Source organism: Nocardiopsis sp. NPDC055551, from assembly GCF_053619415.1.
The window spans coordinates 313,217-325,291 of the sequence record NZ_JBSHJJ010000002.1 but is presented as its reverse complement, the minus strand read 5'-3'; the positions used below and the strand labels follow the sequence as shown (position 1 = coordinate 325,291).

The window sequence follows — 12,075 nt, the reverse complement described above, 5'->3', positions numbered from 1 at the left end:
ACCAGATGGTTGCCCCAACTGTAACTAACCCTCCGGTAACTTCCAACCCCGAAATGTGCACTTTGCACGCATCCATATGCTGGTCAGGGGCGGCCGAGTGGCCTGGATCACCTGGTGAGAACGGGATCGACGATGAAACCAGAACCCGTTTCAAAGTGACCGAAAAAGCGGCCCCGGCCCTCGCGTGACGGTCAGGCCCCGACCGCGGCCCCCTCGACCGGATCGCCGTGGCGGGGTTCCCTCCGGGCGACCGTGGACACCGCCCAGACGATGGTTCCCAGGCTGGTCAGAGCGCCGGCGACGACCGGAACCGACACACTCTCCGGTGTCGCCTCGACGTACTCGTCGTCGACCTCGAACAGGGCCATGTCGCCCCCCTCCACCACCAGGGACAGCCCGTCGGTGTCGAAGAGGTCGTGGTCGACCGGAGCGGACACCGCCACGTACCGAACGCCCATCGACCCCAGGAGTTCGGGGAGTTCGGCGGGTTCGCTCCGCGGCATAGCGGTCTCGGGGTCGAGGTCGAGTGATTCGGCGGCCTGCCGCGCCCGCAGGTCCTCCCCCGTCACCACCACGGTCCCACCGTCCGGAGTTCCGACCCTCAGGTCGTCGTTCCAGAGCGTGCGCCGATCGAACAGTCTGGTGGCCGGGTCCAGCACCACCACCGGTTCCCCGGACCAGTCCGGTCCCCGGTAGGCGCTCCAGGGCAGCACCAGGACCGCGCCGGGGCGTTCGTCGGCGGCCACCGCGGCCTGTGCCCCACGCCAGGCCGGTGGGTACTCCACGGGCGCGAGACCGCCGCCGGCACCCCACAACAGCCCGGGGAGCACCACCACCGGCGACAACCCCAGAACCACCACGGTCACCATCCGACCCATGCCGGGCACCGGCGGCGGCCCTTCGTCCGGCGTCGTCTCGGGCAGGGCCCGGAGCACCCACAGGACGATCGCGCCCAGCCCCAGGGACTGCAACAGGGCCAGGGGCGCGACGTACAGCTGCCCGTCGCGCAGCGGCCCGAAGCCGGGCCACAGGTCGATCAGCGCGGCCAGGGACCCCGGGGCGAGCACACCCGCCAGGGCGATCACCAGTCCCAACGCCGCCGACACCGACAACCCCACCGCCACGACCGGACGCGCCCGTCGCCACCACCAGACCCAGCCGATGAGCGCGACCGTCACCACCAGGGCCCTGAGAGCCGCCGTGACGGGCTCTCCGTATCCGGGCGGCACCGCCCCCGCGTTCCACACCCCGCCGAGCAGCAGGAGCGAACCGAACGCGCCGAACGGGGTGTCGGAGCGGGCCGCGAAGGCCGCCACCCCGGCCGGGTCGGTGGCGGCGCCGCTGAGGAGCGAGGGCGCCAGCCAGGGCGACGACAGCAGGATCAGCGCCAGGATCAGCAGGCCCGCGTCCCGCCACCGGCGCAGCGAGGTCGGACCGGCGGTCAACGCGCTCAGCAGCACCGAGGAGAACCCACCGATCGCGGCGGGCACCAGGGCGCACACCATCCCGGCGAGACCTCGGGTGGGCCCAAGCGAGGTCATACGGACCACCCCCGCCAGGACCCAGGGCAACCCCGCGTATCCCAGCAGGACCGCCCACTGCCCCAACAGCAGACGCTCGGCCACGAACGGGTTCCACACGTAGGCGATTCCGGCGACCGCCCCCGCGGCCAGGCCGGCCACGGGGACCGCCCCCTTCCCGTACACCAGGCCGGTGAGCAGCCGGAACGCGCCGGCCACTCCCAGGACGAACACCGCGGCCAGCACCAGGCTCTGCACCACATGGCCCGGCAGGACCGTGGACAGTGCCGCGACCACCGCGTCACTCGGGATCGCCCGGGGGAACCCGTCCGCGCCGGTGAGCACGGCCCGCAGGGACAGATCGGGCACGAAGACCATGTCGTATCGCAGGACATGGCCGGGCCCCAGCGCGGGCCCCAGGGCCAGGAACGCCACCAGCGCCCCCAGGCCCCAGTGCGCCCGGCGAAGGGCCATCAGTGGTCCACCAACGGAAGGCTCGCGGAGTAACCGCCCTCCACGTAGTCACGATAGGAACGCACCACGACCTCGTAGGGGCCCGACACCGTGACCCGCCACCGAGCCCGGTCCCCCGTCGAACCGAGCGTGCGCCAGTCCTCGCCGTCCCGCGGCCCGCGGTCGTCTCGCGGCGAACAGGTGGAACCCGGCGCGGGCGGCGGGCTCGACGGCGGCGGCGTGGGCGCGGGGGCCGGTTCCGGCTCGGGGCGCGGGGTGGGCGGTGGTTCGGAGGGGCTGGGCCGCGGTGGGTCCGGTTCCCCTCCCCCGACGTTCTGGTCGTCGTCGATGGTCGTGGTGGTGTCCCCGGCCACGGGCGGGGTGTCGCGGGAACGCCGGAAGGAGTCCCCCGGGGTGCACTCCAGGAGACGGACCCACACCTCGTAGTGGCTCGCGTCCTCGACCTCGTCCCAGACGAGCAGTGCCCCGTCGTCCCGCAGTCCCAGTCCGCTCGGGCCCGGCGGCGGGTCGTCGTCCCAGACCAGCCGGAGCGGTTCGGACTCCACTCCCTCGTCGCGGCCCTTGACGGGTCGCACGACGAACTCGTAGCGGGCACCGCTCAACAGCGACTCGACGGTGACGGAGCCTCGCTCGTCGTCGACGTCCACGTCGAAGGGGAGCACGAAGGGGTCGTCCGGGGCGGGTTCGATCCGGCGCTGCACCACGCGGTAGTCGGTGGCTCCGGGAACGTTCTCCCAGGACAGCAGGAGACCGTCGTCGGTTTCCTCGTACTCGGGTTCGGGCGCGGTCAGCGGCCCGGTGGACAGGTCCGGGAAGGGCCGGGGGAACTCGCCGCCCACACCCAGGGGCCTGGCCAGCGCGTCGGCGAAGGCCGCCGCGATCTTGAGTTCACCGCGAACGTTGGGGTGGGTGGCGTCCCAGTTGTCGAAGGCGGGGGTGTAGTCCCGGGCGGTCTGGGCGACCACCACGGGCGACTCGGCCGAGGTCAGCTGTTGGGCGAGGTCGACCAGGCCCATGTTGAACCGTTCGATCTCCCGGTTGACCCGGCCGTCGTCGTCGGTGCCCTCCACCTCGGGCAGTTCGCCGACCACGAAGCGGGCTTCACCGAGCACCACCCGCACGGTGGAGACGATCTCGGCGATGCCGTCCAGCGCGTGATCGGCCTCCCCTCCGTTGAGGATGTCCTCGGTCCCGGCCAGGAGAAGCAGGTAGTGGGGGTCGTACTCCGCGGCGACGCCGGCGACGTCGGTGGCGAGTTCCTGGGCTGTGGCGTCCCAACGGGCGGCGTGGTCGGTGTCGAAGTCGGGGTCGGCGTAGTCGTGGGCGCCGAAGTCCTCGTCGGCGAGGGAGTAGAGGTCGTCGTTGGGTCCGACCAGGTCGAAGTCGATCTCCTGGTCGGACAGGTGGGACCACAGGTGATAGCGCCAGGTGTGGTCCCCGCTGCTGCCCTGGGTCGCGGAGTCGCCGATCGGCATGATCCGCAGCTCCCCGTCGGGCGGGCCGGGCACGGCGACCGGTTCCTCGGCCCGCTCGTCGCCCTCCGCTCCGAGGCCGCCCGAACCGGTCTGCAGGAGCAACATGGTGACGGCCATGGCGGCGAGCATGACGCCGAGCAGCCCCAACGGGCCGGGTTCGAAGCGCGAACCTCCGCGCTCCCACAGGCCGCGGAATCGGCTCGTCGACGGGCCGGGGCGCAGGAGGTCTCGCCAGGTGGATCCACGCCAATACTCGCGGCTCGTCCACGTGGGAAGCCGGTCTCGCCAAGCGCTCGGGCGAGAACTCTCCGTCTCGCTCCCGGATGCCCGGCCCCGGGGGGTCCCGGGTGTCTCGGTCACGTCCTCTTCCTGGGGGGTGTCGTCGTCGCCCGGGTCCTGCACCGTGCCCCATCTCTCGCCGCGGCGCTTAGCGGTAGTTACAGGTTCCTATTCGACCCACGAGTGACATCCACCCTGCTGAGACAGGACCTCAGGCGTCACTCGCCAGACAAGACTAGAACTGGTTATATGGAGGCCGTCAACCTTCGGGCCCGTCTGGGTCACGGAGCGCCGAGCCGAAAGGCCTCCTCCTCGTGATCGGACTCCTGGTCGCGCTGTTCTCAGCGGTGGTCTACACGATCGGACTGACCGTGGAGCAGCGTGCGTTGCACGGCTCCGAGTCGATCTCGATCAACCGTCCGCTTCACCTCGCCAGGGTACTGCTGGGTAATCCGAAATGGGTTCTCGGTTGTGTGTTCGCCGCCCTGGGGAGCGTCGGCCTGATCGTCTCCCTCGGTCTGGCTCCGGTGTCGGTCTCCCAGCCCGCCTTCGCCGCCGGTGTGGCCACGACGCTGCTGGTCATCACACTGGTGCGCGGTGAGCGGATCACCCGAGGCGAGTACGTCGCGCTCGGCGTGATGCCGGTGGCCCTGGGCCTGCTGAGCCTGTCCACGGTGAACGGCGCGGAGACCGGGACGACCGCGGACACGCCCCTGTTGGTCGTGGTCAGCGTGGGCACCGTGTTGGCCTGCGTGGCCGTCATGAGCGTGGTCGGGGGACGAGGGAAGTACATCTCGGCCGCCGCCATGGGCGCCGCGGCCGGCCTCGCCCAGGGCAGCGCGGGGCTCCAGGGGAAGGGCCTCGGCGGCCTCCTCGCCGACCACGGGCTGTGGGCCGCGATCGGCCCCGCCCTGTTGTCGCCCTACCCGTACCTGTACGCGCTGGGCTGGGCCGTGGGCATCGTGCTCTTCCAGACCTCCCTGCAGCGCTCCCGGGCCTCCATCACCGCCCCGGTCGCCAACGTGGTGGGCAACGTGTTCACCGTGGTGGCGGGCACGCTCCTGTTCGGGGAGAGCCTGCCCGAGGACCCGCTCACCATGGCCCTGCGGGTGGGCGGGTTCGCCCTGACCCTGGCCGTGGTGGTGTTGGTGCGCGGCAACGTCGCCCAGGCGGAGGCCGACACCAGCCGGTTGCGCGGCGAGTCCACCCCCAACGCGTGAGGACGGTCGCCCCTACCACCCCCGGCCGGTGACCGGAGCCGGTGACCGGACGGCCGAGGACCCCGCCACGGACGGCGGGGCCCTCATCGCTTCGTCGCTCAGGCGGCGACGGAGACGGCCTGACGCAGACCGGGCGCGGCCACGTCGGCCCAGGCCCGAACGACGCTCTCCGGCTCGCCGGTCTCGTCGCTGGACAGGATCAGACCGGGCTCGGCGACCCAGGCGCCGAGGTCGGCCAGGAGGACGCGAAGGTCCTCCTCGATGCCGTGGCTGTTGCGCAGGTCCTCGACGACGGCGAGCGGGATGGCGACGGTGTGGCCCAGACCCAGCTCGGGCAGGCGGTCCAGGAAGACCTTGAGCAGGCCGGTGTAGGTGCCGTGCACCTGCGGCGAGGCGACGAGTAGCACGTCACCGGCACCGACCTTCTCCAGCGCCTCGGAGACCGCGGCGGAGGAGTCGTCGAGCAGGTCGGCACCGAGGTCGGCCAGGTCGATGACATCGGGCGTGGTGGTCACGCCGGCGCGGACGGCGACCTCGGTGGCGGCGCGCAGCGCGGCGGAGCGGACGGAGGAATGGGAACGGGGTGCGGCGACGAGCACGGTGAAGCGAGTCATGCGGAGAACTCCTGGGTTCGGTCTGAGCGAGCCGGGATCGACCGGAAGGGAACGCGGGGGGCGGTGATCGGAAGCGGGACACCGGAGTAGAACCGTGTTCCTCGCGAGTCGGCGCGCGGCGCGGGACCTGGTGGTCCGGCGTCGGGGTTCGCGTCCGCATCGCGTGGGAGTGCTCATTCGGACCGTGAAGATCCGTGGACCCATGGAGTGGGAGCCGAGCGTCCGGTGTCTGCGTAGGGGCACGAGGGCACGGGATACACCCGTGGCGCGGGGCACGGGCCCCGCAAGGCGCTAGCTACGACAGAGCGCGCTCGCCTGCTGTCGAAGGTCGACGTGCAGGCGCTGGACAAGCAGCTCACCGGCGGACATGTCTCCATCATGAGGCGAGTCGGCCACTATCGTCAATGCGTGCCGGTGCCTCTCCCGAGGGGACTCCGGGCCTCACTGGCACCGGTCCACCTCTCGGACGCTCGTCCCAGAATGCGGGATCACCCTGCGTTCCCTGGGAAGACGTCGCTTGGAGAAGGTGCGCACGACCCCCTGAAAACCTCGCGGTCACACGAATGTAATTTACGACACACAGCGCCCGTCGCACCCGTCGCGGCGGGACCCGCAGCAGGAGGAGAAGCCCCACCCATGGCCCACGTACCCCTGACCCTCACCGGCGCGCGCGTAGTGACGGCCCACGGCACCCACGACGGCTGGGTCCGGATCGAGAACGGTCGGGTGGCCGAGCTCGGCACCGGCGACCCCGGTCCGGGCGAGCACCACGACCTCGGTGGGCGACTGGTCGCCCCGGGACTGGTCGACACCCACATCCACGGCGGAGCGGGACACGCCTTCCCCGAGGCCGACCCGGAGGGCGCGCGCGAGATCGTCGCCTTCAACCGACGGTCGGGGGTGACCTCCGTGGTGGGCGGGTTGGTCGCGGCCTCGCCCGAGGAGACACTCCGTCAGGTCTCGGCGTTGGCCGAGTCGTGTGAGGAGGGCACACTGGCCGGGATCTACCTGGAGGGGCCGTTCATCGCGAAGTCGCGGTGCGGCGCCCACGACCCGGACCTGCTGCGCGACCCGGACACCGCGGAGCTCGACGCCTGGGTCAAGGCGGGGCGTGGGCACGTCCGGATGATCACGGTGGCCCCGGAACTGCCGGGCGCCCTGGAGTTGATCCGCGCCGCGGTGTCATCGGGCGTGGTGGCGGCCGTGGGGCACACCGAGGCCACCTACGAGCAGACCCTCGCCGCGATCGACGCGGGGGCGACCGTGGCCACGCACGTCTACAACGCGATGCGGCCGCTCAACCACCGTGACCCGGGGCCGATCGCGGCGGTGCTCGGCGACGAGCGGGTGACGGTGGAGCTGATCCTGGACAACGTGCACGTCCACCCGGGGGCGGCGCGCCTGGTCTTCGACGCCGCCGGGCCAGAACGGGTGTCGCTGGTGACCGACGCGATGTCGGCGACCGGCCTGGGCGACGGCGAGTACACCCTGGGCGATCTTCGGGTCCGGGTTCAGGACGGCGAGGCACGCCTCGTCGAGAACGGGGCGATCGCCTCCAGCACCATCGTGCTGCCGCAGGCGGTGCGCAACACGGTCGCGGTGGGGGTGCCGGTCGAGGAGGCGGTGCGTTCGGCCTCCTCGGTGCCGGCGGCCGCCTTGGGCCTGGGCGAGGTCGGGCGGGTCGAGATCGGCGGCCACGCCGACCTGCTGGTGCTCAATGAGGACCTTTCGGTCGCGGACGTGATGTATCGGGGCAGGTGGGTCGGCTAACGGCGTGTCGTGAGCACGGTACGGATGAGTAACTTGTCTCTGAGCGACAATTGTCAACAGGGCATCGAGGAATGCGCCGTGCTCGTCACGAAAGGATCCGTCATGGCCCAGTCGAGACAGGTGAACGACCAGGAGCCGACCCAAGCGCCCTCCGAAGAGCGAGAGCACCTCGGCAAGCTCGCCGGTGAACTGTCCCGTTACGAAGTCCGTGCGGAAGTGGTGGAGGAGTCGGGGTTGTGCCTACGCGTCGACAACCCGGAGTCCGTCCACGCGGTCGAGGACGTGATCTGTGAGCGCCGGGAACACGACTACGCGTTCATCGCATCGTTCGGGGTCCACCTGGGCAACAGCGGCAGCCTGTCGCTCACGGCCCACAAGATCGCGTGGCTGGTGGGGGCCACCAAGGAGTGATGGACCCGGATCCGACGGGGGCGTTACCGAGCGGTGGCGCCCCCGTCGGATCCACCCGAGGAACTTCCGGCGGAGCTCCCCACCCAGGGGAGTTGGTACCTTCGCCCAAGGAACCCCGGACGAAGAGGATGCCCCGTGAGCGCCTTCCGCTACGAGCTCGAACCCGTCGACGAGAGCTACTTCGAATCCGCCCCGATGCGCTGGCGGGTCGGGCTGGAACTGGCCGCCGGGCCCGACGAGGTCTGGGCCGAGCTCACCTCACCCCGGCCACTGTCCTGGTGCCGGGCGCTGGGAGACGTGCACCACACCACCGAGCCGCCCTATGGTGTGGGCACCATCCGCGAGGCCCGGGTCCTCGGCGCCTACCGGATGCGCGAGCACTTCTTCCGCTGGGACGAGGCCGAACGCCGCAAGTCCTTCTACGCCACCGAGGGCACGCTCCCGCTGTTCGGCTCGTTCGCCGAGGACTACCACGTGCTGCCGTTCGCCGGCGGCAGCAAGCTCGTGTGGTCCTTCGCGTTCACCCCGTGGCAGGGACTGGACAGCGCCCTGCAGTTGGGGCGTCCCCTGACCGAGAGCATGCTCGCCTCCCTGGTCAAGGACACCCGCGCCCACTTCGGCCCCCTCACCGAGGTGCGCTGACCCCAGGAGAGCGCTCACCCCCGGCCCTTCCTACCCCGGACCAGGACCCCGGCGGTCACGGCGAGAGGGTCGCCGACCGGTGACTCCAACATCGAAGCCCTTGCCGGTCACACGGATCGTTATCGTCTACGGGTCCGCGGCGTTGACACGCCACGGGTGGTCACGGTCAGCGGTTACGCAGTCTGGCGAACAGCCAGAACACACCCAGTACCGCTCCCATGCCGACGAGCGCACCGACCCCGGCTCCGGCCAACGTGGCGATCCGGTCGGCGGTGTCCCCCTCCCACAGGGTTCCGCCCAGATCGAACAGGGAGATCGCCAGGACCACCAGGGCGACCGCGATCAGCAGCAGGCCGGGCGGGCTCCAGAAGAACCGCTTACGGCTGGGCTCGGGGCGTTCGTCCAGCTCGGCGGCGGGCCCGACCAGTGCGGCCCGGGACCGTTTGAAGTAGGCGAAGGTGAAGTAGTGTCCGGCGATCTCCCAGCCCTCCGGAGCCAGGTTCTCGGTCAGGCGCTTCCGTTCACGGCGTCCGGGGGCGATCTCCTGGCGATACTCCCAGACCTGCGGGTCCTCACCACGGTGGCTGACGAACCGGCCGTACCGATCCACCCGTTCGACCTCCCAACCCTGGGCGCCCATCTCGTTGAGCCGCTCGGTGGCCGCGAAGGAGTCCGCCGCCCACACCAGGCTCTCGGGATCGGGCTCGGGGCCCTCCTCGCCCACCAGGTCGTCGGCGAACGCTCTCACCGGACCGAACTCCCGCGCCGGGTCCAGATCGCCGTCGGCCAGGAACGCGGCGAGGTCGTCGATGGTGCTCTTGAGACGTTGCTCGGGGACCCCACGGGCCCGTAGCAGTGTCGCCAACTCGTCGAGGTAGCTCATCGGACCCCGCCCTTCCTCAGAACCTCGCGTACCGATGCGTCGAACTCCAACCAGGCGGCGCCCTGATCCGCCAGGACCTCACGGCCCTGGTCCGTCAGGTGGTAGTAGCGCCGTCCGGGTCCCTTCTCCGCCGCGCGGAACTCCGCGTCGACCAGCCCCGCCTCCTCCAACCGGTTGAGCACCGGGTAGAGGGTGCCTCCCTTGATCCGGCCGAAGCCGGCGTCGTCCAAGCTCGCGGCCAAGGCGTAGCCGTAGCTCTCGCCGTCGGTCAGTGCGGCCAGCACGAGGAGGTCGAGCACCCCCTTCAGCCAGCTCGATCGTCGATCCATTCATCACCCTTGGAACTAGGTCCGGCATCTACCTAGACGGTAAAGCAACCTAGTTAGGATCGCAACCTAGATAGCCGTACGGACTTCCCTGGAGCGAAAGAACCGGCGGCCGAACAACGCCACCGACAGCACGCCGCCCGCCCCCGCCATGGCCACCACCAGGTGCGTCGGTAGGAACTCCGCGACCGCCCCGGCCAGCGCGAACCCCACCCCCTGGGTGATCATCAGCCCGGCCGAACCCAGCGCGAACACGCGCCCGCGCAGCTCCTGTGGGGTCTCCGCCAACAGCAGCGCGTCCAGCGCCAACGTGTAACCCCAGCCCAAAGCGCCCAGCCCCAGAACGGCCACCGCGAACGCCGGACCCGGGTCCAAGACGAAGAACATCATCGGCAGGAAGGACACGAAGGCCAACGGCAGCATCCACCTGCGGCGCGCCTCGGCCGTGAGCAACGACCCGGCGGCGAGCTCACCCACGACCGTCCCCACCGGCCCCGCGGTCAACAACAGCGCCACCAACATCGGGCCGCCGCCCATGCCCGCCGCCAACGGCGCCGCCAACGCCTCCGGCCACACGAACAGCGCCGCCGGCACCCAGCTCAACAGGAAGACCGCGCGCAGCCGCGGCAACCGCAACGCGTCGCGCACCCCTCCCAGCGAGGAGGCGACCAACCCACCCGAACCCCCGCGCCCGGGGCGGTATTCGGTGCCGACCGCCACCAACAGGGCGGACCCGATCATCAACCCCGCCGCGACCAACAGCGCGGTCGTGGGCGAGGCGACCAACATCAGGGCGCCACCGAACGAGAACCCGCTGATCTGAGCGGTCTGCGCCGCGATCCGCAGCAGTGAACGCCCCAGGGGAAACCCCTCCCCGCCCAGCACGTCCGCCAGGGCGGCCGAACGCGCCCCCGAGTACACCGGGGCGATCGTCCCGCTCACCACCAACAACGCCAACATCACCGGCACCGGCGTCCCGGGGACCGCCATGCACGCCATCACCGCGCCGCTGATCAGCTGCGTCCCCACCATCACCCGCCTGAGCGGAAACCGGTCGGCCACCGACGACAACAACGAGGCGCCCAACAAATGCGGCAGGAATCCCAACGCGAACGCCAACGAGGACAGCAGCGGCGATCCCGTCCGGTCGAAGATCAGGACGGACAGGGTGATCTGCACCGCGACCAGCGCGAGGATCGACAGGATCTCCGCGACGAACAGGGCGCGGAACTCGGGCACGGCGAGCACCCGACGGAAAGAGGTCTGCGACATGCGCCCAGCCTCCGCCCGATGAACGGGCCCCTCAACGGATTCGGGTATGTTCGAATCCATGCCGGGACAGGTGGTCTTCGAACACGAGGACCTGCTGCGTTGCAGGTTCGCCGTCTCTCCGCTCTGGGAGACCCTGGCCGCCCTGCACACCCTCTTCGAACCCCACCGTCAGAGCTTCCACCTGCCGTGGGTCCGCGCCGCCCGGCTCCCCGACCACGTCGACCTGTCCCCGGCACGTCTGCTCTTCCCTCGCCCCGGTTACGTGCCGGACTTCCTGAGTCCTCCCCCGGCCGGTCCGCTCACCTCCTTCGAGGATGGACTCATCCAGGTCAGGTCCACCCCGACCGACCGGGTGGCGAGCGAACTGCGCGCCTGCCTGTTGGACCCCCGCCGCGGGCTGCCCGCGAGCATGACCGACCCGCTGTTGGCCGACCCCGGGGCCACCCGGGACACGCTGGCCGATCTCTTGGCCACCTGTTGGGAGCACCTGGTCCGGCCCTACTGGCCACGTCTGCGCGCCCTCTTGGACGCGGACCTGTCCCTGCGGGCCCACACTCTGGCCCGGAACGGATTGGCCGCCCTCATGACCGACCTGGACGGGCGGCTCACCTGGGACGGCCACACTCTCCACGTGGCGGGGCCGTCCGCCGCCGAACGGCTGCGTCTGGGCAACCGCGGGCTGCTGCTGATGCCGAGCGCCTTCGTTTGGCCCGAGCTGATCCTCATCAGTGAGGAGCCGTGGCAGCCCACCCTGATCTACCCGGTGCGGGGAGTGGGTGAGCTGTGGTCACCCGGAGAACGTTCCTCCGAGGCGTTGTCGGCGGTCCTGGGACGCACCCGCGCTCGGATCCTGACCCACCTGATCGTCCCCGAGACCACCCGGAACCTGGCCGCGCGCCTGGGGTTGGCTCCGGCCACGGTGTCGGTCAACCTTTCCGCCCTACGCGACGCGGGCCTGTTGGAGTCCTGGCGCGCCGGCCGCGAGGTGTTCTACGCCAGGTCTCCCCTGGGCATCGCCCTCGCCGCTCAGGACCCCTGAACGCGAAAAAGCCCCCGGACCACGCCGAAGCGCGGCCCAAGGGCCGGAAGGTCCCGAAAACGACGAAGGACGACCCGGCGAGCGCGTTCACGCGCGAGCACGATCGTCCCACCTTCTCGTCACAACAGAACCCCCCACCCACCACACCGA

11 protein-coding genes are annotated in these 12,075 nt (G+C 70.7%); 5 read left to right on the top strand and 6 right to left on the bottom strand.

All coding sequences use genetic code 11. From position 1 onward, the window contains the following. Positions 1–191 precede the first annotated feature (191 nt). Together ACWGSK_RS05265 and ACWGSK_RS05260 are read right to left on the bottom strand one after the other, a co-directional pair. On the bottom strand, positions 192–1,994 hold the full coding sequence (locus tag ACWGSK_RS05265) for a hypothetical protein (RefSeq protein WP_452455270.1): 1,803 nt from the start codon (positions 1,992–1,994) through the stop codon (positions 192–194). Further along, positions 1,994–3,829, bottom strand: coding sequence for an SGNH/GDSL hydrolase family protein (locus ACWGSK_RS05260; protein ID WP_452455269.1), 1,836 nt, complete (start codon positions 3,827–3,829; stop codon positions 1,994–1,996). The genes ACWGSK_RS05265 and ACWGSK_RS05260 overlap by 1 nt, the downstream gene beginning before the upstream one ends. Positions 3,830–4,062: 233 nt before the next feature. Between ACWGSK_RS05260 and ACWGSK_RS05255 the strand changes: the two genes are divergently transcribed. Beyond that, positions 4,063–4,968, top strand: a complete 906-nt coding sequence (locus ACWGSK_RS05255; RefSeq protein WP_452455268.1) for a hypothetical protein — start codon at positions 4,063–4,065, stop codon at positions 4,966–4,968. Between the two features lie 98 nt (positions 4,969–5,066). On the opposite strand, the gene ACWGSK_RS05250 is transcribed toward ACWGSK_RS05255, so the two are convergent. Beyond that, positions 5,067–5,582, bottom strand: coding sequence for an NADPH-dependent FMN reductase (locus tag ACWGSK_RS05250; protein WP_358503232.1), 516 nt, complete (start codon positions 5,580–5,582; stop codon positions 5,067–5,069). A 636-nt stretch (positions 5,583–6,218) separates the two neighbouring features. Between ACWGSK_RS05250 and nagA the strand changes: the two genes are divergently transcribed. The 3 genes from nagA (at position 6,219) to ACWGSK_RS05235 (ending at position 8,405) form a co-directional block, all read left to right on the top strand. Beyond that, positions 6,219–7,352 (top strand): N-acetylglucosamine-6-phosphate deacetylase, encoded by a 1,134-nt coding sequence (gene nagA / locus ACWGSK_RS05245; protein WP_358503234.1) that lies wholly within the window; start codon positions 6,219–6,221, stop codon positions 7,350–7,352. Positions 7,353–7,454: 102 nt separating this feature from the next. Beyond that, positions 7,455–7,763 (top strand): hypothetical protein, encoded by a 309-nt coding sequence (locus tag ACWGSK_RS05240; protein ID WP_358503237.1) that lies wholly within the window; start codon positions 7,455–7,457, stop codon positions 7,761–7,763. A gap of 135 nt (positions 7,764–7,898) precedes the next feature. Further along, a complete protein-coding gene (locus ACWGSK_RS05235) occupies positions 7,899–8,405 on the top strand; it encodes an SRPBCC family protein (protein WP_358503239.1) in 507 nt (168 codons plus the stop codon). A gap of 166 nt (positions 8,406–8,571) precedes the next feature. Here the strand turns inward: ACWGSK_RS05235 and ACWGSK_RS05230 are convergent, their stop codons facing one another. The 3 genes from ACWGSK_RS05230 to ACWGSK_RS05220 form a co-directional block, all read right to left on the bottom strand. Then, positions 8,572–9,288: a DUF2812 domain-containing protein gene (locus ACWGSK_RS05230; protein WP_358503242.1), complete on the bottom strand. Its 717-nt coding sequence runs from the start codon at positions 9,286–9,288 to the stop codon at positions 8,572–8,574. Further along, on the bottom strand, positions 9,285–9,617 hold the full coding sequence (locus ACWGSK_RS05225; protein ID WP_452455267.1) for a PadR family transcriptional regulator: 333 nt from the start codon (positions 9,615–9,617) through the stop codon (positions 9,285–9,287). The genes ACWGSK_RS05230 and ACWGSK_RS05225 overlap by 4 nt, the downstream gene beginning before the upstream one ends. Positions 9,618–9,683: 66 nt before the next feature. After that, positions 9,684–10,886, bottom strand: coding sequence for an MFS transporter (locus tag ACWGSK_RS05220; protein WP_358503248.1), 1,203 nt, complete (start codon positions 10,884–10,886; stop codon positions 9,684–9,686). Between the two features lie 46 nt (positions 10,887–10,932). Here ACWGSK_RS05220 and ACWGSK_RS05215 point away from each other — a divergent pair, with 46 nt between their 5' ends. Further along, on the top strand, positions 10,933–11,925 hold the full coding sequence (locus ACWGSK_RS05215) for an ArsR/SmtB family transcription factor (protein WP_358503252.1): 993 nt from the start codon (positions 10,933–10,935) through the stop codon (positions 11,923–11,925). Positions 11,926–12,075: the final 150 nt, after the last annotated feature.